The following is a 21,763-nucleotide window of genomic DNA, read 5'->3' as shown; positions in this document are numbered from 1 at the left end:
AAGGCATGCAATCCGACATCAGCCTGCATCACGTCACGCCCATCGCGGCGATCTTCATCGCCATATCGGTCGCCGTCGCCTTCCTGCTTCATTGGCTAGCCTATTGGATAGCCACCCGCGTGGTACGCAGGATGAAGTTCGATCCGGTGATCCTGCCCGCTATCTATCATCCTACCCGCTGGATCGTCGTCCTGATGACCCTCGCCGCAGGCATTCAGCCGCTGACCTTCAGCGATCGCATAGAGGCGATCTGGGCCATCGGATCAAAGATGCTCTTCATCCTGCTGGTCGGCTGGCTGATCTTCGCATCCATGCGAGCCTTCCGCACCATCCTCGAACGGCGCAGCGACATCACCGTCGAAGATAATCTGAAGGCCCGCCGCCAGCATACCCGCATCCGCATTCTCTACCGCGTAGCCCAATGCATCATCGGCTTCCTCATCCTATCGTTGATGCTGATCATGATTCCAGGCGTACGCACGGTGGGCGTCACCTTGATGGCCTCGGCTGGCCTGGCGGGCCTAGCAGTCGGCGCCGCTGCCCAGCCTGCGCTCAAGAACCTGATCGCGGGCATCCAGATGGCCTTTTCCGAACCGATCCGGCTGGATGACGTGGTAATCATAGAAGGAGAATGGGGCCGCATCGAAGATATCAAGCTCACCTATGTCGTGGTGCGCATCTGGGACGACCGGCGCATGGTCGTGCCCGTGTCCTATTTTCTGGAAAAGCCTTTCCAGAACTGGACTACAAAGACGTCCGATCTGCTCGGCACCGTCTTCCTCTATGTCGATCCTGCGGCCGATGTCGAACGCATCCGAACGCGCTTCATCGAAGCGGTGAAGGCCAATGGCCGCTGGGATGGTCGCGTCGCCATGCTCCAGGTCACCGATCACAAAACCGATGCGCTGGAACTGCGCGGCCTGCTCAGCGCGCGCAATGCCGGGATCGCCTTTGACCTGCGATGCGAAGTACGCGAGGCAATGACGCATTTCCTGCGCACCGAAATGCCGGAGGCGCTTGTCCGGTCACGTCAACGGATCGAAGCCGATCAGGGCTTCGAACAGCTCCTTACCAGGCGGTCTGCCGTGGCGGGATAAGCGACAGCATGGCGTCATAGACTTGCGGATCAATGGGCTGGCAAAACTCCACCCCGACCCGGCCATCCTCTGACCATCGAACGTCGGCCTGCACATCCTTGACGACGGGCAGCCATATGGCGACCCGTTCCCCAATCGTGATCTCCGCATCGGTGCGGCACATCAAGCCGAGTTCAGAGATGTTGATGACCCGGACGCCATGGGTTCGGCCTCGGGCAGAGATATGGCTGACCATATCCACCAGCACGCGGGGCGCCCGGCGCTGATTGATGGAAGGGTCCCGTGAACGGGCGACCTGGGCGAGGTTTGCGAGCACCGAAGACATGACCGGAGCTTAAGATAAGGAAGGTGGCGCCTTCCTTACCAGCTTTACTTAATCCGCCTTTAACTCTCTAAAGTTTCAAGCAGTTACCAGCCCATGTTTCTTAGCGCCGAAACTCACCTTGTCGCCGGGTTTCAGTGCCAGCATGGGGTCGCTCACGACCTCGCCATTGACGCGAATGGCGCCTTCGGCCAGCTTGCGCCGGACCTCTTTGTTGGAAGCGGCAAAGCCAAGCGCTGAAGTGCCCTGAACAATGGTCAGGCCCTCAGCTCCCACGCTGATCGTCGGCAGATTGGCGTCCGAAGCGCCCTCTTCAAAAGTCTTGCGCGCCGTTTCTGCGGCAGCAAGCGCAGCATCGGTTCCCCGGCACAGCGCCGTCGCCTCATTGGCCAGAACCTTCTTCGCCTCATTGATCTCCGCGCCCTGAAGCGCGGCCAGCCGTGCAACCTCGTCCATCGGCAGGTCGGTGAACAGCCGCAGCCGGTTGGCGACGTCTGCGTCCGCCGTATTCCGCCAGAACTGCCAATAATCATAGGTGGAAAGCTGATCTTCGTTCAGCCAGACCGCACCACCCACCGTCTTGCCCATCTTCGTGCCATCGGCATTGGTCAGCAGGGGCGTCGTCAGCCCGAACACCTGCGTCCCATCCACCCGGCGCGCCAGTTCAACGCCGTTGACGATATTCCCCCACTGGTCCGATCCGCCCATCTGCAACCGGCAGCCCGACCGCCGCGACAGCTCAAGAAAGTCGTAGGCCTGTAGGATCATATAGTTGAATTCAAGGAAGGAGAGCGACTGCTCACGATCCAGCCGCAGCTTCACCGAATCAAAGCTCAACATCCGGTTGATGGAGAAATGCTGGCCGATTTCCCGCAGGAACGGGATATATTCCAGCCGGTCGAGCCATTCGGCATTGTCGAGCATGATGGCGTCGGTCGGCCCGTCGCCAAAGGTCAGGAACCGTTCGAACACGCGCTTGATGCTCGCGACATTCTCCGTGATCGTCTCCGTGGTCAGCAGCTTGCGCGCCTCGTCCTTGAAGCTTGGATCGCCGATCTTCCCGGTGCCGCCGCCCATCAGGACGATCGGCTTGTGACCCGCCTTCTGCAACTGCCGCAGCATCATGATCGAAACGAGGTGCCCGACATGCAAAGACGGAGCGGTCGGATCAAAGCCGATATAGCCCGGCACGATCTGCTTGGCGGCAAGGCCGTCGAGCCCCTCCGCATCGGTCAGTTGATGGATGTAGCCACGTGCCTCCAGGAGGCGGAGCAGATCGGACGAGTAGCTGGTCATAATGCGGCGCCCTCTAGCATCACGACACAACAACGTCACTCCCCGTCATCCTGAACTTGTGTCTCGATCCATTCCGCTACACAGAATGGAGGAGAGCAAAAGGATCGAAGCGGTGACACACAGCCAACCCATGCTGGCGATCGGCCTCATGTCGGGCACTTCGCGCGACGGCATTGACGCCGCGCTCATCGAAACCGACGGAGAGGGCGTCAGCAATCCCGTCACCTTCCATGCCATGCCCTATCGGGAGGGCTTTCGCATTCGCCTGGCCGAAGCCTGCCAACGCGCCATGGCGATGGACAAGCCGGGCTTCGAGCCTCTCATTCAGTCCGTGGAAGCTGAACTCACCGAGCTTCATGTCGAGGCTGTCACCGATCTCCTCGCGCGCAGCGGGCATGTTGCTCAGGATATCGCGGTCATCGGCTTCCACGGTCACACGGTCGCGCATCGGCCGGAACGGCGCTGGACATGGCAGATCGGCGATGGTGTCGCATTGGCGGGGGCGTTTGGAATACCCGTGGTCGGTGACCTGCGCAGCGCCGACGTTGTCGCAGGGGGGCAGGGCGCGCCGCTAATGCCTGTCTATCACCGGGCCTTGGCGAACGAATTGCGCAAGCCGACCGCCATATTGAACCTGGGCGGCGTGGCCAACATCACCGCCATCGGAAATGATGGCGAACTCCTCGCCTTCGACACCGGCATGGCGAGCGGTCTGATCGACAATTGGATGCAGACGCATGGCGATCGGCCGTTCGACGAAAATGGCGCCGCGGCGGCGGCGGGGAGGGTCGACGAGGCCCGGCTTGCCCAGTTGATGGCCGACCCATGGTTTGACCTGCTCCCTCCCAAGAGCATCGACCGTGAAGCCTTCACCCTCGATGCGATGCATGGTTTGTCGCTTGAGGATGGCGCAGCGACGTTGACCGCGTTCACCGCCAGGGCGGTTGCCCGCGCGCTTGACCATCTCCCGTCCCGGCCATCCTCCATCTATGTCGGCGGTGGCGGTCGCCACAACGCGACCCTGATGGCGATGCTGGCTGCCTTCACCAACTCTGATGTGCATCCGGTCGATGATCTCGGCTGGGATGGCGACGCCCTTGAGGCGCAGGGTTTCGCCTATATGGCGGTGCGCCACCTCAAATCCTTGCCGATCAGCTTTCCCGGTACCACCGGCGTTCCGACCCCAATGACGGGCGGCGTCCTTTTCGATCCCGCCTGACGCAGCTTACCGCTTTCGGGTCAGTTCCCGCATCCCGTCATCAATGCCCTCAAGGGTCAGCGGGTACATGCGCTGGCTCATGATCTCCCGGATCATCCGCGTCGATTGGCTATAGTCCCAATGGTTGCGCGGCGTGGGGTTCAGCCAAACCGCGGCCGGATAGGTATGCAGCAAGCGGCTCATCCACACCGCGCCGGGTTCCTCGTTCATATGTTCGACGGAGCCGCCGGGATAGCTGATCTCATAAGGGCTCATCGCCGCATCGCCGACGAAGATGACCTTATAGTCATGCCCATATTTATGCAGAATATCCCATGTCGGAATACGCTCTGAAAAGCGGCGGCGATTATCCTTCCACACGCCTTCATAGAGGCAGTTGTGGAAGTAGAAGAACTCTATGTTCTTGAACTCGGTCGTCGCGGCGGAAAACAGCTCCTCGCAAAGCCGGATAAACGGGTCCATCGATCCGCCAACGTCCAGGAATAGCAGCAGCTTGACCGCGTTGTGCCGCTCCGGCCGCATCCGTATGTCGAGCCAGCCTTGCCGAGCCGTCCCACGGATCGTCCCCTCAAGATCCAGTTCATCCGCGGCGCCCTCGCGCGCAAAGCGCCGCAGTCGGCGCAACGCCACCTTGATGTTGCGCGTGCCCAATTCCCTGCTGCTGTCCAGATTCTGGAACTCGCGCTTTTCCCAAACCTTGATCGCGCGCTTGTGCCTGCTCTCGCCCCCAATCCGCACGCCTTCGGGATTATAGCCGCCATTGCCGAAGGGCGACGTTCCGCCCGTGCCGATCCACTTGCTGCCGCCTTGATGGCGTCCCTTCTGCTCCTCCAGACGCTTCTTCAGCGTCTCCATGATCTCGTCCCAGCTGCCCAGGGACTTGATCTTCTCCATCTCCTCGGCGCTCAGATATTTCTCCGCGACGAGGCGCAGCCACTCCTCGGGAATCTCCGCCTGGACCCCGCTCGCATCCAACACGCCCTTGAAGACTTTGGCGAAGACCTGATCGAACCGGTCGATCAGCCCTTCATCCTTCACATAAGTCGCCCGCGCGAGATAATAGAATTCCTCGGGCCGTTGACCGATCACGTCCCGGTCCAGCGCCTCAAGCAGAAGCAGATGCTCCTTGATGCCAGCGGGAATGCCCGCGGCCCTGAGCGCGTCGAGAAAGTTCAGCATCATGATGACCGCCTTGTCTGACAGCCCCGCCATGGATGCAAGGGGGCGCTCATGGTTGATCAAATGTTAAGTGTTGCATCGCATCGTTAATAAGGCACTATTCAAAAGCGGGCGGTTTGGGGTGGCACTCCTTGGAAAATGAGCATTTATTGGCGGATCTGGGTGAGCGTTCCGGCGACGTTGCGCTGCAATGCAGCGAGACGGCAGGGTTCCTCGGGGAACTTACTCGGCGCATCCAATCCGACTCGCTCCGCCTCTCACAGTTGCAAACCAATATGGAGGCTCTGGCCGTCAGCCAGAATGAAAGCGTGGTGGCGGCTCAGGAACTCAGCCTCACGTCCCGGCGTGCTGCCCGCATCATTGCCGAAGGGCATGAAGCGATCACCCAGTCTCTCGCCCAGGTTGCGGGGCTGGTGGAGCATGTCACCGGGCTGGAGGGAAGGCTTCGTCAGTTTCTCGGGGTCATCGAAGCCGTCGGCGGCATATCCGATCAACTCGCCGCGATCGCACGCCAAACGCGGCTGCTGGGCGTCAACGCCGCGATCGAAGCCGCGCGCGGTGGAGAGGCGACGCAGGGCTTTGCCGTCGTGGCCGATGAAATCCGCCGCCTGGCCGGACAAGCGGGCGAGTCCGCTGCATCGGTCGGCGACAAGCTCGGCCAGCTCGACCGCGACGCGCGCCATCTGATCAGCGGCGTGGAAGCCAATATCGGTCGAGGCCGGGACGTCAGCGCCCATATCGACACGTTGAGCGTCACGATGGCGGAAATCGCCTCGCTCGTGACGCAATTTGGCGAGCGTTCCCACGCCATCGTCACCTGCACCGACGAAGCCGACGCCGACGTAGGCGCGTTACGTGCGGGCCTTACCAACTTCAGCGACTCCGCTGCCGAAAGTACCCAGCGCGTCGAAATGGCCAAGGCCCAGCTTGAGCAGCTTGAGGGCATGGCGAACGACATGCTCAATACCGCCGCTCATGGCGGGCATCAGACGCGCAACAGCCGCTACATTGCCTATGCCGAAGAAGGCGCGGCAGAAGTATCGCGCCTGATCAATGACGCTCTGGCTGCGGGTGAACTGACGCCATCGGCGCTATTCGACAGCAATTACCGCCTGATACAAGGCTCCCACCCGCCGCAATATGAAAATGGCTTCATGGTCTTTGCCGACCGCGTGATCCGCCCGATTCTGGACCGCCAGACGAACCAGGATAATGCCATCGTCGGCTGCTGCCTGATCGATATGAACGGCTATCTACCCACGCATATCACCTCGCGAAGCCAGCCTCAGCGGCCGGGCATGCCGGAATGGAACATGGAATATGCCCGCAACCGGCAGATTTTCATGGACAGCCAAACGCGCCGCGCGCTCGATGGTGACGGAGACTTTTTCCTTTTCACCTACCGTCAGGACCTTGGCGAAGGCCGCTATCGCGCGCTTCGCAGCGTGTTCGTTCCGCTGATCTTCGACGGCCGCCGCTGGGGCCTGTATGAGGTCGGTTACCTCATCTGATCCCGTCAGTTCGCCGCGCCCTCGCGCACTATGACCTCCCCATTAGCGGCATAGGCAGCAGTCGTCCGCGCCTGGGCCGTCTGAGGGTCCTTGCCATCGAGAATCTTCGCGATCTGCCGGGAACTCGGCACGCGGTCATAAACGCCATAGAGCTTCGTCTCGCCGACCGAATGTATCGATAGCTGATAGCCCTTGCCGTCGACCGCAGGATCGAAGGCAACCACCGTGCCCGCATCGTCGATTGGCACGATGACCGATCCGCCCGACGCACCCTGCTGCGCCAGAACATCATAGCTGCCTGCGCTAGTCTGCACCTGTCCCCGGATGCAGAAGGACCGGGCCATTTCCCCAATGCGCCGGACATCGGTCCCCTCAGCAGGGATTGAAGCAGTGAGTTGCGCATCCCGGTCATCACCCGCCGGGCAGTCCGCAAACCGCACCGGAGAGACGGGCCGTACCGCAGCCGCATCATCAAAACGCAAGCCGTTAAGCATGCCGTCGAGCCCCGCCAATACCTCCTTGCGCCGTTCGCTGGGACCCGTGACGCGCAGCTTCACGAGCCAGCGTCCGGCCTGGGCAAAAGCTGCTGCCGTGGTCAGCGCCCCATCGGCCGCATCATCATAAACCGCACGGATCGCGCGGCCACCTTTGCCCTGCAACGGAACGCTTTCATAAGCAGTGCGGCGTGTCTTCGGTCCAAAACGATCCGTCACCGCGCGGTCGGTCATGTAAGCGGCGATCGACGCGTCCGCGTAGCTCGGCAGATAGACGTACAAAGTCGCCTGCACCGCCCCGTCCTCCGACAGATATTGGGCATAATTGTCGATACCTTTTCCGCCGTTCGTGACCTCTCCACTCTTGGACAGGGAAAGCCCCGCGATCGTCTGGGGCAGGCTGACCCCCGAAGCGCGCGCGCGAAGGCTCCCATCTCTCGCTATCCACGCTTCCTGCACATCGGCACCTTGCGCCAATGCGGGCACCGGCAAAGCCAAAAGGATCGGCAACAGCGACAAGGAGAGTTTCAGCATAGGCATCCTTCCCATTTCACGCCGTCTTGTCGCGGCTCTGAAATTTATCGGGGAAGGTTGAGCGAAACCGCAAGGCTAAGGCAAGCGGCCTTTTACGCGACTGGCGGAATCTGCGCCGGATAATGCGGCAGCTCCGGGTCCAGATGCGCCCAATGCGGGGCCTCATCCGTCCAGATCACCGCCTGCGGTGCCAACAGGTCCGGATCATCCAGCGCGCCAGCCCTGATGAAGGTCAGATGCGGTCGCGATTCGGCTATGCTGAACAGGGGTGTTCCGCATTCGGGGCAAAAGCCACGGCGCATCCTGTTGCCGCTGTCGGCGATGCTTTCATGCCAACGGACCTCGCCCTCGCTTTGCACCTTCGCCGTCGGAAAGCAGACATTGACCGTGCCTGATCCTCCGCCCAGATATTGGCACAGCCTGCACCAGCACATACGTGCCGCCATCGGCTCCGCATCGATCTTGATGCGCACCGCTCCGCACAGACATCCCGCTTCATGCGCCATGCACGCCTCCGTCATTGCGCCGGGCAGGGCAATCCCGGCCTTTACCGCCCCTGCCGCCGTGCCATGAATGCCAGACGTTCGAACATCATGATATCCTGCTCATTCTTCAGCAGCGCGCCATGAAGTGGCGGAATAGTCTTGGTTGGATCGCGATCCTGCAACACGTCCAGCGGCATGTCCTCGTTGAGTAGCAGCTTCAACCAGTCGAGCAGCTCGCTGGTCGACGGCTTCTTCTTCAGCCCCGGCACATCGCGTATCTCGTAGAAGAGGTCGAGAGCCCGGCTGACCAGAATCTTCTGAATGCCGGGAAAATGCACGTCGACAATGGCCTGCATCGTCTCCCGGTCAGGGAATTTGATGTAGTGGAAGAAGCAGCGCCGAAGGAACGCGTCGGGCAGTTCCTTCTCATTGTTGGAAGTGATCACCACCACCGGCCGTTCCTGTGCCGCGACCGTCTCCCCCGTCTCATAGACGTGGAAGGCCATGCGATCGAGTTCCTGCAACAGGTCGTTCGGAAACTCGATGTCAGCCTTGTCGATCTCGTCGATCAGCAGCACGGGCAGGGTGGGGGAAGTGAAGGCCTCCCACAGCTTGCCCTTGCGGATATAGTTGCTGATGTCATGAACACGCGGATCGCCCAGCTGGCCATCGCGAAGCCGCGCCACGGCATCATATTCATACAGGCCCTGATGCGCCTTGGTCGTCGATTTGACGTTCCATTCGATCAGCGGCGCATCCAGCGCCTTGGCGATTTCCTGCGCCAGCACGGTCTTGCCCGTACCCGGCTCGCCCTTCACCAAAAGGGGACGGCGCAGCAGAACGGCTGCGTTCACCGCGACCTTCAGGTCGTCGGTGGCGACATAATCTTCCGTACCTTCAAACCGCATGAATCTTCACTTTCCTCTACTGCGACCCGAGTAGGGAAAGCGATCCAGCGCCGCAATCGGTTATTCTTACGGCTTCTGCCGCCGAACCTCGGCACGCGCCTTCAGCAGGTCCCAAAGGCCACGCTGCTGGCTGAGCAACTGCCGCGCGCCAAATTGTATGGCCCGATCGGCCGCGCCGTCGCTGCCAATCGCTCGCGCTACGGCAAAGGTCTGCGCCCGGTCGGGAAGATCGGATGGAGAGGGTTCAAGCCCCACGCGAATCGCCGCCATGTCGAGCACGTCGCGTACTGCCTGCCAGTCCAGCACCAGCGCTATGGCTGCCCCCATGGCACATCCGCGCCTGTCCGATTGAGCCAGCATATCCAGCGCATGACGTTGCTGGCTGACGATCGTCTCACAGTCGCTCTGCCCCGCTGTGCTGGGTATCGGGCCTAGCGCCACCGCAACTTGCGTCAGATAGGCTCGCTCCCGCGCAAACGCTTGCCCCGCCTGCACTAGCCAGCCCCGAGCCGCGATGTCTGCCGATCGGTTCGCCGCGTGATCAATGACGCCTGGGTGACGCCCGTGCAGCAGGCATAGATAATGCGCGGCATCGGCGAGGTCCGGCAATGTCAGGACAGCGTCACGGCTCATGATCGTCCTTGCGCTGCTCGCATGAGCATGGGCGGCCGTTCCATCAGCCGCTACGAGCGCCTCAATCACCTGAGATATGTCGCCTGTCGCCAAGCGTGTAGCTGCTTCGTTCATGATAACCCCTGCGGCCGCCGCGCCAGTGTGTCTGTTGCCACGACCATAGGAAGTTGAGGTAAAAGAGCGGTTTATGAGACGAAAAAAAGGGCGGCCCTAAAAGCCGCCCTTGTTTGTTTCGCCGATTTCCAACCTTTAGATCGCGGTCGTCCTACACAGGAGCCCCGCATTAAGGTGTCCTTTTTCTGTCACCCCGGGCTCGACCCGGGGTCCCGCTACCTTGCCGTCGCCAGAAGAAGGGGGGGCGGACCAAGTTCGGGGTGGCTCTCACCCAACTAAGATCATGCTTTACTGGTCGAGGAAGCTCCGCATTTTCCGGCTGCGGCTCGGGTGCTTCAGCTTGCGGAGCGCCTTCGCCTCGATCTGGCGGATACGTTCACGGGTCACGCTGAACTGCTGGCCCACTTCTTCCAGCGTGTGATCGGTGTTCATGCCGATGCCGAAACGCATGCGCAGCACGCGTTCCTCACGCGGCGTCAGCGAAGCCAGAACCCGGGTGACGGTTTCCTTCAGATTCGCCTGAATTGCCGCATCCACCGGGATGATCGCATTCTTGTCCTCGATGAAATCGCCCAGGTGCGAATCTTCCTCGTCGCCGATCGGCGTTTCGAGGGAGATCGGCTCCTTGGCGATCTTCATCACCTTGCGCACCTTCTCCAGCGGCATGGAAAGGCGCTCGGCCATTTCCTCCGGGGTCGGCTCGCGTCCTTGCTCATGCAGGAATTGGCGGGACGTGCGCACCAGCTTGTTGATCGTCTCGATCATGTGGACCGGAATACGGATGGTCCGCGCCTGATCCGCGATCGACCGGGTGATCGCCTGGCGGATCCACCAGGTCGCATAGGTGCTGAACTTGTAACCGCGCCGATATTCGAATTTATCGACCGCTTTCATCAGGCCGATATTGCCTTCCTGAATAAGATCAAGGAATTGCAGGCCACGGTTCGTATATTTTTTAGCGATGGAGATGACGAGGCGCAGGTTCGCTTCGACCATTTCCTTCTTCGCGATCCGCGCCTCGCGCTCGCCCTTCTGCACCATGTTGACGATGCGCCGGAACTCGCCCAGCGACATGCCGGTCGCCTGCGCGATTTCGCTCACCTCGGTACGGATGCGCTCGACGGCGCGCGCTTCGGCCGCCGCAAAAGCGGCCCATTTCTTGTCGAGGCCCTGAACCTTGTCCAGCCAGGCGTCGTCCAGTTCATGGTTCACATAGCGGTCAAGGAAGTCCTTGCGGCTGACCTTGTGCCGTTCCGCCAGACGCAGCATCTGCCCGCCCAGTGCCGTCAGACGACGGTTATAGGCATAGAGCTGATCGACCAGATATTCGATCTTCTGCTGGTGGAACTGGACGCTTTCGACCTCGGCGGTCAGCCGCTCGCGCAGCTCCTGATAATCGTCCTCGGCCTTTTGGCTCAGCGTCTCGCCATTGGCCATCGCGGCCATGCGCGATTCCTGCGCACTTGAGAAGGCGCGGAAAATCTCCGTGATGGTTGCGAATTTCTCAAGCGCCATCGGCTTGAGCGTCTCTTCCATCTGGGCGAGGGAAAGGGTGTTGTCTTCCTCTTCTTCCTCTTCCACGCGCCGGGCACGGCGTTCGGTCAGGCCGTCCTCGTCCTCGTCGGAATCGGCTGCCTCTTCCTCCGGCTCCTCCTCTTCCTTGAAGCTGGGGCCAGCGGTTTTCTCGCTGATCTCGCCGTCATCATCCTCGGCGCCTTCCTCCAGATTCTCCGGAGCAGGGTCCTTCGAAAGCATCGCGTCGAGGTCCAGGATCTCGCGCAGCTGCATCTCGCCATTGTTGAGGGCGGTCGACCATTCGATGATCGCGTTGAAGGTCGTCGGGCTTTCGCACAGCCCGAGGATCATCGTGTCGCGGCCAGCCTCGATACGCTTGGCGATGGCGATTTCGCCCTCACGGCTGAGCAGTTCGACGGCGCCCATTTCGCGCAGATACATGCGCACCGGGTCGTCGGTCCGATCGACCGTCTCTTTCTTCTTCTCGGTGACAAGCTTGGGCGCGCCGTCATCGTCGCTCGAATCATCTTCGGCGTCTTCGGCATCCTCGCGCTCGCGCTGCTCGTCGCCGTCCTCGCTGGCTTCCTCATTCTCGACGATGTTCACGCCCATTTCGTTGAGCGCGGCCATGATGTCCTCTATCTGCTCGGAGGACATCTGGTCCTGCGGCAGGGCATCATTCAGTTCGTCATAGGTGATGTAGCCGCGCTTCTTGGCGCGCGCGATCAGCTTCTTGACCGAAGCCTCGTTCAGATCAAGGAGCGGCGCATCGCCGCTATCCACATCCTCGCCCGCACCCTTGCCTGTCGCCTTGCTCGCCATGTATTCGCCTTAGCTCCATCATCCCGCCGGGGGACGATCTATCAAATAATATCTTCGGACTGCGCCAGTTCCGCCAGGCGCTGGTCATGATCCATCTTCAACCGCTGGATCCGCTGCTGCTCGGCAAAGGTCTCCTCGTTAAGGTCTTCCCTCGCCCGCCTCGTCGCCTCCGCCAGCGCCGTCTCCAACTCCGGTCCCTGCGCCATCACCCGGATAGCCTCCTCCAGATCGCGCTGAACGCGACCGGGATCGGTCTTCATCCTGCTGGGGGTGAATGTGAACGTGTCGGCCCGGAGCATCCCCTTCGCCATATTATACACTTCACCTTGGCCCAATATGGTAAGGAGGCCCTCTGTTTCAACTGTTTCTTTGTGTGGGATGGTCAAGCGGCGAGCAGCTCTTCCTGATTCGCCTTATATTCCTGGATGCGCTGACTATATTCGCGTCGCTGGGAGTGAATGCGCTGATGACGTGTCCATTCCTCCTCGCTCATCCAGTTTTCCTGATGGCGGGTAGCCAAGTCGCGCTCATATTCATCCAACTGCCGAGCTAGCTCCTGGTCCGTCACTATTATCTCGATAGCTTGGCGAAGGTCAGCTTCCGCAACTTGGGCGTCAGAGCTTTTGCTGTAGAATGTATATCGAAAATCGCGAGTAAGCTCGCGTTTCTCCAGCGGTGGAATGTCGCTGTCGGCGGCAATAACCTCAATAACCGATTCCTCAAGAGCAGGACGCTTCAAACTGATAGCTATCAGAAAATTTAGCCACTGCTGGAGAAGTTTGCTCTTGGGTTCGTATTGAGACAGATGTTCCCGATGCGAATAAAGGACAGCAGGCCACCGGCAGAGACCTAGAATGATGGCTCGGTCGACGGCATAGTCTATACGGTCTGCGATATTGCGAAGGTTCTTCGCTTCATCCCGGCTGCCGGTGATAAACTGGCGAACCTGATTTCTTTCGGAACGCTTCCATCCCCAACCAAATCGTTCGAAGAACCGGTTCCGCAGGTCGTCCGCATATTGCTTGCGCACTAGTGGATCGGCGATCGAGGCGACCCGTTCGTTGATTCTTTGCTGAAGCCCTGCACGAGATTCAGGTGTGTCGACCGCTTCCTGCCTTAGCTCGAATTCCCAGACGCGCTCTACCAGCGGCTTCGCCAGCGACAGGAAAGTTTCGAATTTCTCCTTGCCATTCGAGCGGATGAAGTCATCCGGGTCCATGCCTGATGGCATGGTAACGAATGCCAGACTCCGGCCTGGTTTTAGTATGGGGAGAGCACGCAAAGCAGCACGGTCCGCAGCCTTTTGCCCCGCAGCGTCACCGTCAAAGCATAGGAGTGGCACTTCGGCCATCCTCCAAAGCCGTTCGATCTGATGTTCGGTAAGTGCGGTACCTAATGGAGCGACCGTTTCGCTGAAACCGGCCTGATCCAGCGCAACCACATCCATATAGCCTTCAACGACTATTGCCCGATTTGCCTGGCGGCTCGCAGGTGAAGCGCGGTCGATATTGTAAAGCGTGCGCCCCTTGTCAAAGAGAGGGGTGTCAGGAGAATTTAAATATTTGGGTTCACCCGCGCCTAGGATGCGGCCACCAAAGGCGATAACGCGACCACGAATGTCGCGTATGGGTAACATGAGGCGTCCACGAAACCGATCGTAGGTCTCGCGCTCGCCGTCGGGATTGATCAGAAGGCCCGCTTCGATCAAAAGCGGTTCGTCGAACTCGGCCAATGCTTCTTTGAGCCGATACCTACCCTCAGGTGCGTAACCGAAGCCGAAGCTTTTTGCAGCTCGGGCATCGATGCCCCGGCGCTGAAGATAAGCGCGTGCGTCCGCTCCCTCGATCCCGCCAAGTTGCGCTTCGAAGAACGCTTGGGCGGCCGCCATCACATCGTGCAGCCCCTTCGCTTGCTCCGCGCGCTTCGCTGCACGAGGGTCGGGCGCGGGCAGCTCCAGTCCAGCGGTAGCGGCTAATTCCTTCACTGCATCCATGAAGGGCAACCCGCGCTGATCGGTCATCCATCGAATGGCGTCACCATGAGCACCGCAGCCGAAACAGTGATAAAAGCCCTTTTCATCATTGATCGTGAAGCTGGGCGTCTTCTCGTTATGGAATGGGCAGCATGCCTTGTATTCGCGCCCGGCCTTTTGCACCTTTACAGTGCGGCCTATCAGCGTGGACAAACTGGTCCTTGCTCTCAGTTCGTCCAGAAACTGTGGAGAAAGCGACATTATACCTTAGCCTGATGATAGCCCGTGCCGTACTGATAGCATGGTTGCACGAACGTTGCATCAGTCTAACGAGACTGGCCAACCCTCAACCAAGCGCCGCCTTAACCAACCCACTAGCCTTGCTCATATCAATCACCGCTCCATGCCGTTCCTTCAGCACCGCCATGACCTTCCCCATATCCTTGACGCTGGCCGCCCCAACTTCCGCCTTGATCCCCTCGATCGCAGCGCGCGTCTCATCTTCGCTCATCTGCTGCGGCAGAAAGCTCTCGATAACGCGCAGTTCGGCCTCTTCCTTAGCCGCCAGCTCTTCGCGCCCCCCATTGCGAAACATCTCGATCGATTCGCGCCGCTGCTTCACCATCTTCTGCAGCACCTCGACGACCACCGTATCGTCATCCGGCACGTTCGCCGCCGTACGCAGCTCGATATCCCGATCCTTCAGCTTCGCCATGATCAAACGCACAGCGGCCAGGCGTTCCTTGTCCCCCGCCTTCATGGCTTCGACCTGGGCGCTCTTAACCTGCTCGCGAATCATGGCGATACGAATCCTGTTCTGCCGGAAAAGACCAGATATAACGCCAAAAGAGATTTTTTACAGTGGTTGACCGCGGGGCCTCACAAGCATAGGTGACCGGCCGTTTAACCCGCTGCACACGGGTTCCCGCTAAAAGCATAAAGGACGCTAAGACCATGGCTGATGCCAAGACCCTCACCGTGCCCAAAGGAGCGACAGGGGTATTGGTTTTCGCCGACGGCAGCGCAGTGTTCGGCCGCGGCTTCGGCGCGGTGGGCGACGCGGTGGGCGAACTCTGCTTCAACACCGCCATGACCGGCTATCAGGAAGTGATGACCGACCCCAGCTATGCCGGGCAGATTGTCACCTTCACCTTCCCGCACATTGGCAATGTCGGCACCAACCTGGACGATGTCGAAGCGGACAACCCCTTCGCGCTTGGCTGCGTCGTGCGGCAGGACGTGACGGAGCCCAGCAACTTCCGCAACGTCGAACCCTTCGACCAATGGATGCGCGAAAATGGCCGCATCGGCCTGTCCGGCGTAGACACCCGCGCGCTCACCCGCATGATCCGCTTGAAGGGCGCGCCCAACGTCGTGATCGCCCATGATCCGGAAGGCAATTTTGACCTTGCCGCCCTCGCGCAAAAGGCCGCCAGCTGGCCTGGCCTTGAAGGCATGGACCTCGCCATCGAAGTCACAGGCAAGGAAAGCCGCCTCTGGAAAGACGGCGTGTGGAAGCTCGGCTTCGGCTACGGCAAGGATGAAGCGGGGCAGGAACGTCCCCATGTCGTCGCCATCGACTACGGCGCAAAGAACAACATCTTCCGCAACCTCGTAAAGGCTGGCGCCCGCGTCACCGTTCTCCCCGCCACCGCCAGCTTCGAGCAGGTGATGGAGCAGAACCCCGACGGCGTGTTCCTCTCCAACGGCCCCGGCGATCCGGCCGCGACCGGCGAATATGCCGTCCCCGTGATCCGTAAGGTGCTGGAAGCCGACAAGCCCGTCTTCGGCATTTGCCTCGGCCACCAGATGCTGGCGCTCGCCGCCGGTGCCAAGACCATCAAGATGCACCAGGGCCATCGCGGCGCCAACCACCCGGTCAAGCGCCTGTCGGACGGTCTGGTCGAGATCACCTCGATGAACCACGGCTTCGCAGTCGACAGCGCCACGCTGCCCGCCAATGTAAAGCCGACCCATGTCTCGCTCTTCGACGGCAGCAATTGCGGCATCGAACTAACGGATAAGAAAGCATTCTCCGTCCAGTACCACCCCGAAGCCTCACCCGGCCCCCAGGATAGCTTCTACCTGTTCCAGAGGTTTGTGGAGGGGTTGAAGAATTAATGTCGACTATCGACCCGTACATTCGGACTTTATTCTTCCGCGATATTACCGAGTTAAAACTGCCATCTGCGCATAGTCGAAGGGAGGAGTTAACACCCCGCCTACGGAAGACTTTGAATGAGGTGCTTTCTGCTCAAGGTGCTTCATCTGATATCGCTAACCTTGAATACCTGAGTGATTCTATCTTCGATGAATTGGTAGAAGCCGACGTAATTTCCATTGAAGACCATGGTTTCGCTGGCTCATATTACGTTTTTGACAAGGCGAAATATCTCAAATTTCGAGAATCTGTTTTGGTCAGAAATCCTATCTACCTTGCAGCTAAGCGGGTGGGCAGTCGGTACTTTAGAGACGTGTTTGAAGGATACCTGGGTCAGAGAAACTCAGAATATAGGGAGGACGCTATTCGGGGCTCAATTGAGATCCCGGCGAGTGACCGAGTTGTATCGATAGGAGACAATATAGCCCCTATCGTGGATGAACTAGAGCAGTTGAAAAGCAGACTTTCATTCGACAACGACCCTGAAGGAAAGTTGGTCGATAAACGGGAGAGATTGGTAAGTGAAATCTCTGCTGGGCAGGAACTACTAAAATCTCCTTCAGTCCGTTTGAAGGCAATATATACCGTTCTTATAAGTACCTTGGGTTTCATCGCGACCGAATTCGCCGGCGGTGTGATCGGCGATTTGGCAGTGAAACTTCTCGAACAAATCAAACCACTTGTGGGACTATAACAATGCCCAAACGCACCGATATCTCCTCCATCCTCATCATCGGCGCTGGCCCGATCATCATCGGCCAGGCTTGCGAGTTCGACTATTCGGGCACACAGGCGGTGAAGGCGCTCAAGGAGGAGGGCTATCGCATCATCCTGGTGAATTCCAACCCGGCCACCATCATGACCGACCCGGAATTTGCCGACGCGACCTATGTCGAGCCGATCACGCCCGAAATCGTGGCGAAGATCATCGAGAAGGAACGCCCCGACGCGGTGCTGCCGACAATGGGTGGCCAGACGGCGCTCAACACGGCGCTCGCGCTCTTCAATGACGGCACGCTGGAGAAGTTCGGCGTCAAGATGATCGGCGCCGACGCCGAAGCCATCGACAAGGCGGAGGATCGCCTGAAATTCCGCGATGCGATGGACAAGATCGGCCTTGAATCCGCCCGCTCGCGCATCGCCCACACGATGGAAGAGGCGCTGGCCGCGCTAGAGTTCACCGGCCTGCCATCCATCATCCGCCCCAGCTTCACGCTTGGCGGCACCGGCGGCGGCGTTGCGTACAACAAGGAAGAGTTCAAGCGGATCGTCGCCGAAGGGCTCGACGCGTCGCCCACGACCGAAGTCCTGATCGAGGAATCGCTCCTCGGCTGGAAAGAATATGAGATGGAGGTTGTCCGCGACCGCAACGACAACGCCATCATCATCTGCTCGATCGAAAATGTCGATCCGATGGGCGTCCATACCGGCGACTCCATCACCGTCGCACCCGCCCTGACGCTGACCGACAAGGAATATCAGATCATGCGCAACGCGAGCATCGCGGTGCTGCGTGAAATCGGTGTAGAAACAGGCGGTTCGAACGTACAGTTCGCAGTCAATCCGAAGGACGGCCGCCTGATCGTCATCGAAATGAACCCGCGCGTCTCGCGTTCCTCGGCGCTGGCGTCGAAGGCGACCGGCTTCCCGATCGCCAAGGTCGCGGCAAAGCTCGCCGTCGGCTACACGCTGGACGAGATCGAGAACGACATCACTGGCGCGACCCCAGCGTCGTTCGAGCCGACTATCGACTATGTCGTGACCAAGATCCCGCGCTTCGCCTTCGAAAAGTTCAAGGGGTCCGAACCGCTGCTCGGCACCGCGATGAAGTCGGTGGGCGAAGTGATGGCGATCGGCCGCAACATCCATGAATCGATGCAGAAGGCGCTGCGCGGCCTCGAAACCGGCCTCTGCGGCTTCGATGAGGTGGCGCATCTGGTAGGCGCGCCCAAGGACGACATCGTCGCGGCGCTTGCCTCACCGACGCCCGACCGCCTGCTCGTCGCCGCGCAGGCTCTCCGCGAAGGGCTGACCGTCGCCGAAATCCACAACATCGCCAAGTTCGATCCCTGGTTCCTGGAACGGATCAAGGAAATCATCGACGCGGAAGCCGAAGTGCTGGCAAATGGTCTGCCGCAGGACGCGGACGGCATGCGTCGTCTCAAGTCCATGGGCTTTTCCGACCAGCGTCTCGCCCATCTGGCGCTCAAGTCCGCCAATCTGCGCGGCATGGAACGCGGCATCGCGCGCGGCTCGGGCCTGATCCACGAAGCGGTCAAGGCCATGACCGGCGGCGTCACCGAAATGGAAGTACGCAGCCTGCGCCACAAGCTAGGCGTCCGTCCGGTGTTCAAGCGCATCGACACCTGCGCCGCCGAGTTCGAGGCGAAGACGCCTTACATGTATTCGACCTACGAAGCCCCGCTGTTCGGCGAGACGGAGAATGAGGCGCAGCCCAGCGACCGTAAGAAGGTCGTGATCCTTGGCGGTGGTCCGAACCGGATCGGGCAGGGGATCGAGTTCGATTATTGCTGCGTCCACGCCTGCTTCGCGCTGTCGGACGCGGGCTATGAGACGATCATGGTCAACTGCAACCCGGAAACGGTGTCGACTGACTATGACACGTCCGACCGGCTCTATTTTGAGCCGCTGACCGCCGAAGATGTGCTCGAAATCATGAGCGTCGAAATGTCGAACGGCACCCTTGCGGGCGTCATCGTCCAGTTCGGCGGCCAGACCCCGCTGAAGCTCGCGCAGGCGCTCGAGGACGCGGGCGTGCCCATCCTCGGCACCTCGCCCGACGCGATCGACCTCGCCGAAGACCGCGAGCGGTTCGCCGCCCTCATCGACAAGCTGAAGCTCAAGCAGCCCGCCAACGGCATCGCCCGCAGCCGCGAGGAGGCGATCGCCGTCGCCAACCGCATCGGCTACCCGGTCCTCATGCGTCCGTCCTACGTCCTTGGCGGCCGCGCCATGGAAATCGTCGACGGTCAGGCCCAGCTTGAGGAATATATCGCCACCGCCGTTCAGGTGTCGGGCGACTCCCCGGTGCTGATCGACCAATATCTGCGCGACGCGACCGAGGTGGACGTGGATGCGCTCTGCGACGGCGAAGACGTCGTCGTTGCGGGCGTGCTCCAGCATATCGAGGAAGCGGGCGTCCACTCCGGCGATTCCGCCTGTTCCTTGCCGCCTTACAGCCTTTCCGACGACATTATCGCGGAAATCGAGCGCCAAACCGACATTCTCGCACGCGCTTTGTCGGTCCGCGGCCTCATGAACATCCAGTTCGCGGTAAAGGGCAGCATTGTTTACCTAATCGAGGTAAACCCCCGCGCCAGCCGCACCGTCCCCTTCGTAGCCAAGGCCATCGGCACCCCCATCGCGAAGATCGCCAGCCGAGTCATGGCCGGAGAGAAGCTCAAGAACCTCCCACAAATCGACCGCAATTCTATAACTCATATTGCAGTTAAGGAAGCCGTCTTCCCCTTCGCCCGCTTCCCCGGCGTCGATCCCGTCCTCTCGCCCGAAATGAAAAGCACCGGCGAAGTTATGGGCATCGACAGCAATTTCGCCACCGCCTTCGCCAAGGCTCAGCTTGGCGCGGGCACCGTCCTGCCCAAGAGTGGCACCGCCTTCGTATCCGTCAAGGACAGCGACAAGCCGGTGGTCCTGCCTGCGGTGCAAAAGCTGGCAGGATTGGGCTTCACCATCGTCGCCACCGGCGGAACCGCGCGCTATCTGGAAGAGCAGGGCATCGCCGTGCAGTCGGTCAACAAGGTTGCCGAGGGACGGCCCCACATCGTCGACAAGATCACCGATGGTGACATCGACCTGATCTTCAACACGACCGAAGGCTGGCAGTCCCTGAAGGACAGCAAGGCGATCCGCACCAGCGCGCTGCGTGCCAAGGTCGCCAGCTTCACCACAGCGGCCGCATCAGTCGCCGCGGCCGACGCGATCGAGGCTCTTCGGGGCCATGCCCTTGAAGTGCGATCGCTCCAGTCCTATTATCCCGTGTCGCAAGCCTGATCCCCTGCACAAGGAAGCACGCTGCGGGTGGCTCCAAGCTGGAGCCGCCAAAGGGAAGTTTTGACGAAGGATTTGCAAGAATGGCGACCGTCGAGAAGATGCCGATGCTGCAGATGGGCTATGACAAGCTCAATGAGCAGCTCCGCGAACTGAAGGCCGAGCGGCCTTTGATCGTGGACGCCATCGAGGAAGCTCGCGCGCATGGCGACTTGTCCGAAAATGCGGAATATCACGCGGCTAAGGAACGGCAGGGTCAGGTTGAAGCAACCATCGCTGATCTGGAGGACAAGCTCTCGCGCGCCCAGATCATCGACCCGAAATCACTGTCGGGTGACAAGGTGGTGTTCGGCGCGACCGTTACCTTGCTGGATGAGGATGACAAGCCGGTTCGCTACCAGATCGTGGGGCAGGCGGAAGCCGACGCGAAGCTTGGCATGATCAGCTACAACAGCCCGCTGGGACGTGCCCTTATCAGCCGTCAGGTTGGGGAGGAAGTTGAGGTGTCGGTTCCGGCAGGCGACAAATTTTACCTGATCGACAAGATCGAATTCATCTAATCCGGTGAAACTGCCATCCGGCCGTATGACAAATGGGATCGCGGTGATCACTTTCGCCGCCTTCCTAATATTGTCTCTGACTGGCCAAGTGGACACCGCCGCCGTCCTCGGTGGCTTTATTCCGGCCAGGATTGACGATCCTCAGCTTTTTGCAGGCGTAGTTGCTGTACCTGTGTGGCTGACGCCACTCAGTTGCACGCTGATCCATGCGGGTTGGCTGCACATTGGTTTCAACCTGCTGATGCTGGTCTTTTGCGGGCGGCAGGTCGAGCAGGTGCTGCAAATGCGTGCGGTCCTGATCCTCTATATCGTCGGTGCCTATGGCGCGGCTTTATTGCAATGGGTGGCAGGACCCGCTTCGCCTAGCCCGATGGTTGGCGCGAGCGGCGCCATATCGGCCGTTCTCGCGACCTATGCGCTGCTTTATGGCCAGCGTACGGTACGGCGGATCGGCCCATTTTCCGCCAATTTTCTCCGCGTGATCTGGCTGGCCGCTGGCTGGATCATCCTTCAGCTCATGATAGGCGTCGCGTCGTCGCGTGGCGGCTTTGGCGATCTTGGTCAAATCGCCATAGCCGCTCACATCGGAGGCTTTCTTGTAGGCTTGGTGCTGACCCGTCCTTTGCTGCTCTGGCGATTTCGCAAAGGACCCCGACCAATCGTGTGATGCTTTAGGCTGGCGGCAAATCCGGTTCCAGCAGGCGATGCAGGTGCACGATCACATAACGCATTTCGGCGTCATCAACGGTTCGCTGTGCCGCGCCTCGCCATGCATTCTCAGCGGATGCATAATCAGGAAAGACGCCGACCACATCAATTGAGTTCAAATCTTCAAATTCCAGCGTCTGCGGGTCCGTGACGCGTCCGCCCATAACGAGGTGGAGTTTGCTCATAATGTAATCCGTCTCCCTT

Annotated in this window: 19 protein-coding genes and 1 pseudogene; 8 read left to right on the top strand and 12 right to left on the bottom strand. The window is 60.1% G+C overall.

Features of this window, described 5'->3' with window-relative positions; all coding sequences use genetic code 11:
* Positions 1–5 precede the first annotated feature (5 nt).
* Entirely contained in the window at positions 6–1,097 is a 1,092-nt protein-coding gene (locus tag IZV00_RS06275) for a mechanosensitive ion channel family protein (RefSeq protein ID WP_196226270.1), read from the top strand.
* On the opposite strand, the gene IZV00_RS06270 is transcribed toward IZV00_RS06275, so the two are convergent.
* Both IZV00_RS06270 and tyrS read right to left on the bottom strand, forming a co-directional pair.
* On the bottom strand, positions 1,069–1,422 hold the full coding sequence (locus IZV00_RS06270) for a PilZ domain-containing protein (RefSeq protein ID WP_196226269.1): 354 nt from the start codon (positions 1,420–1,422) through the stop codon (positions 1,069–1,071). The genes IZV00_RS06275 and IZV00_RS06270 overlap by 29 nt on opposite strands.
* Before the next feature lie 75 nt (positions 1,423–1,497).
* The gene (gene tyrS, locus IZV00_RS06265) at positions 1,498–2,715 is read right to left on the bottom strand and encodes a tyrosine--tRNA ligase (RefSeq protein WP_196226268.1); all 1,218 of its coding nucleotides are present in this window, start codon (positions 2,713–2,715) and stop codon (positions 1,498–1,500) included.
* A 130-nt stretch (positions 2,716–2,845) separates the two neighbouring features.
* Here tyrS and IZV00_RS06260 point away from each other — a divergent pair, with 130 nt between their 5' ends.
* Entirely contained in the window at positions 2,846–3,934 is a 1,089-nt protein-coding gene (locus IZV00_RS06260) for an anhydro-N-acetylmuramic acid kinase (RefSeq protein WP_196226534.1), read from the top strand.
* A gap of 6 nt (positions 3,935–3,940) precedes the next feature.
* Here IZV00_RS06260 and IZV00_RS06255 read toward each other — a convergent pair whose 3' ends face one another.
* On the bottom strand, positions 3,941–5,116 hold the full coding sequence (locus tag IZV00_RS06255; RefSeq protein ID WP_196226533.1) for a vWA domain-containing protein: 1,176 nt from the start codon (positions 5,114–5,116) through the stop codon (positions 3,941–3,943).
* Positions 5,117–5,244: 128 nt separating this feature from the next.
* Between IZV00_RS06255 and IZV00_RS06250 the strand changes: the two genes are divergently transcribed.
* Entirely contained in the window at positions 5,245–6,624 is a 1,380-nt protein-coding gene (locus tag IZV00_RS06250; protein WP_196226267.1) for a methyl-accepting chemotaxis protein, read from the top strand.
* A 5-nt stretch (positions 6,625–6,629) separates the two neighbouring features.
* Here the strand turns inward: IZV00_RS06250 and IZV00_RS06245 are convergent, their stop codons facing one another.
* The 8 genes and pseudogenes from IZV00_RS06245 to IZV00_RS06210 all read right to left on the bottom strand — a co-directional run bounded on the left by IZV00_RS06245 (position 6,630) and on the right by IZV00_RS06210 (position 14,900).
* Entirely contained in the window at positions 6,630–7,652 is a 1,023-nt protein-coding gene (locus IZV00_RS06245) for a hypothetical protein (protein WP_196226266.1), read from the bottom strand.
* Between the two features lie 92 nt (positions 7,653–7,744).
* Positions 7,745–8,158, bottom strand: a complete 414-nt coding sequence (locus tag IZV00_RS06240) for a GFA family protein (RefSeq protein ID WP_196226532.1) — start codon at positions 8,156–8,158, stop codon at positions 7,745–7,747.
* Positions 8,159–8,199: 41 nt separating this feature from the next.
* Entirely contained in the window at positions 8,200–9,045 is an 846-nt protein-coding gene (locus IZV00_RS06235; protein WP_196226265.1) for an AAA family ATPase, read from the bottom strand.
* A 66-nt stretch (positions 9,046–9,111) separates the two neighbouring features.
* A complete protein-coding gene (locus IZV00_RS06230) occupies positions 9,112–9,792 on the bottom strand; it encodes a DUF6975 family protein (protein WP_196226264.1) in 681 nt (226 codons plus the stop codon).
* Between the two features lie 288 nt (positions 9,793–10,080).
* On the bottom strand, positions 10,081–12,129 hold the full coding sequence (rpoD, locus tag IZV00_RS06225) for an RNA polymerase sigma factor RpoD (protein WP_196226263.1): 2,049 nt from the start codon (positions 12,127–12,129) through the stop codon (positions 10,081–10,083).
* A 41-nt stretch (positions 12,130–12,170) separates the two neighbouring features.
* Positions 12,171–12,500: pseudogene (locus tag IZV00_RS06220) on the bottom strand (DNA primase); the annotation flags it as partial.
* Positions 12,501–12,511: 11 nt separating this feature from the next.
* A complete protein-coding gene (gene dnaG / locus IZV00_RS06215; RefSeq protein WP_196226262.1) occupies positions 12,512–14,362 on the bottom strand; it encodes a DNA primase in 1,851 nt (616 codons plus the stop codon).
* An 85-nt stretch (positions 14,363–14,447) separates the two neighbouring features.
* Positions 14,448–14,900, bottom strand: coding sequence for a GatB/YqeY domain-containing protein (locus tag IZV00_RS06210; RefSeq protein ID WP_196226261.1), 453 nt, complete (start codon positions 14,898–14,900; stop codon positions 14,448–14,450).
* 155 nt (positions 14,901–15,055) lie between these two features.
* Here IZV00_RS06210 and carA point away from each other — a divergent pair, with 155 nt between their 5' ends.
* The 5 genes from carA to IZV00_RS06185 all read left to right on the top strand — a co-directional run bounded on the left by carA (position 15,056) and on the right by IZV00_RS06185 (position 21,518).
* The gene (gene carA, locus IZV00_RS06205; RefSeq protein ID WP_196226260.1) at positions 15,056–16,222 is read left to right on the top strand and encodes a glutamine-hydrolyzing carbamoyl-phosphate synthase small subunit; all 1,167 of its coding nucleotides are present in this window, start codon (positions 15,056–15,058) and stop codon (positions 16,220–16,222) included.
* Positions 16,222–16,956, top strand: coding sequence for a hypothetical protein (locus tag IZV00_RS06200; RefSeq protein WP_196226259.1), 735 nt, complete (start codon positions 16,222–16,224; stop codon positions 16,954–16,956). The genes carA and IZV00_RS06200 overlap by 1 nt, the downstream gene beginning before the upstream one ends.
* Positions 16,957–16,958: 2 nt before the next feature.
* On the top strand, positions 16,959–20,294 hold the full coding sequence (gene carB, locus IZV00_RS06195; RefSeq protein ID WP_196226258.1) for a carbamoyl-phosphate synthase large subunit: 3,336 nt from the start codon (positions 16,959–16,961) through the stop codon (positions 20,292–20,294).
* Positions 20,295–20,374: 80 nt separating this feature from the next.
* Positions 20,375–20,851 (top strand): transcription elongation factor GreA, encoded by a 477-nt coding sequence (gene greA / locus IZV00_RS06190; protein WP_196226257.1) that lies wholly within the window; start codon positions 20,375–20,377, stop codon positions 20,849–20,851.
* Between the two features lie 25 nt (positions 20,852–20,876).
* Positions 20,877–21,518: a rhomboid family intramembrane serine protease gene (locus tag IZV00_RS06185; protein WP_196226256.1), complete on the top strand. Its 642-nt coding sequence runs from the start codon at positions 20,877–20,879 to the stop codon at positions 21,516–21,518.
* Positions 21,519–21,522: 4 nt separating this feature from the next.
* On the opposite strand, the gene IZV00_RS06180 is transcribed toward IZV00_RS06185, so the two are convergent.
* The gene (locus IZV00_RS06180) at positions 21,523–21,744 is read right to left on the bottom strand and encodes a DUF4170 domain-containing protein (RefSeq protein WP_196226255.1); all 222 of its coding nucleotides are present in this window, start codon (positions 21,742–21,744) and stop codon (positions 21,523–21,525) included.
* Positions 21,745–21,763 lie beyond the last annotated feature (19 nt).

Source organism: Sphingobium sp. Cam5-1 (genome assembly GCF_015693305.1).
GTDB lineage: Bacteria > Pseudomonadota > Alphaproteobacteria > Sphingomonadales > Sphingomonadaceae > Sphingobium.
The sequence above is the reverse complement of the archived record's forward strand: the minus strand, read 5'-3'. Positions and strand labels throughout refer to the sequence as shown.

Bases quoted from the DNA above. Each gene is read 5' to 3' on its own strand.
- greA (WP_196226257.1), top strand. From the start codon at position 20,375: ATGGCGACCGTCGAGAAGATGCCGATGCTGCAGATGGGCTATGACAAG.
- IZV00_RS06180 (WP_196226255.1), bottom strand. From the start codon at position 21,744: ATGAGCAAACTCCACCTCGTTATGGGCGGACGCGTCACGGACCCGCAG.
- IZV00_RS06200 (WP_196226259.1), top strand. From the start codon at position 16,222: ATGTCGACTATCGACCCGTACATTCGGACTTTATTCTTCCGCGATATT.
- dnaG (WP_196226262.1), bottom strand. From the start codon at position 14,362: ATGTCGCTTTCTCCACAGTTTCTGGACGAACTGAGAGCAAGGACCAGT.
- IZV00_RS06275 (WP_196226270.1), top strand. From the start codon at position 6: ATGCAATCCGACATCAGCCTGCATCACGTCACGCCCATCGCGGCGATC.
- IZV00_RS06235 (WP_196226265.1), bottom strand. From the start codon at position 9,045: ATGCGGTTTGAAGGTACGGAAGATTATGTCGCCACCGACGACCTGAAG.
- IZV00_RS06240 (WP_196226532.1), bottom strand. From the start codon at position 8,158: ATGGCGCATGAAGCGGGATGTCTGTGCGGAGCGGTGCGCATCAAGATC.
- tyrS (WP_196226268.1), bottom strand. From the start codon at position 2,715: ATGACCAGCTACTCGTCCGATCTGCTCCGCCTCCTGGAGGCACGTGGC.
- IZV00_RS06245 (WP_196226266.1), bottom strand. From the start codon at position 7,652: ATGCTGAAACTCTCCTTGTCGCTGTTGCCGATCCTTTTGGCTTTGCCG.
- rpoD (WP_196226263.1), bottom strand. From the start codon at position 12,129: ATGGCGAGCAAGGCGACAGGCAAGGGTGCGGGCGAGGATGTGGATAGC.
- carB (WP_196226258.1), top strand. From the start codon at position 16,959: ATGCCCAAACGCACCGATATCTCCTCCATCCTCATCATCGGCGCTGGC.
- IZV00_RS06210 (WP_196226261.1), bottom strand. From the start codon at position 14,900: ATGATTCGCGAGCAGGTTAAGAGCGCCCAGGTCGAAGCCATGAAGGCG.
- carA (WP_196226260.1), top strand. From the start codon at position 15,056: ATGGCTGATGCCAAGACCCTCACCGTGCCCAAAGGAGCGACAGGGGTA.
- IZV00_RS06270 (WP_196226269.1), bottom strand. From the start codon at position 1,422: ATGTCTTCGGTGCTCGCAAACCTCGCCCAGGTCGCCCGTTCACGGGAC.
- IZV00_RS06260 (WP_196226534.1), top strand. From the start codon at position 2,846: ATGCTGGCGATCGGCCTCATGTCGGGCACTTCGCGCGACGGCATTGAC.
- IZV00_RS06255 (WP_196226533.1), bottom strand. From the start codon at position 5,116: ATGATGCTGAACTTTCTCGACGCGCTCAGGGCCGCGGGCATTCCCGCT.
- IZV00_RS06185 (WP_196226256.1), top strand. From the start codon at position 20,877: ATGACAAATGGGATCGCGGTGATCACTTTCGCCGCCTTCCTAATATTG.
- IZV00_RS06230 (WP_196226264.1), bottom strand. From the start codon at position 9,792: ATGAACGAAGCAGCTACACGCTTGGCGACAGGCGACATATCTCAGGTG.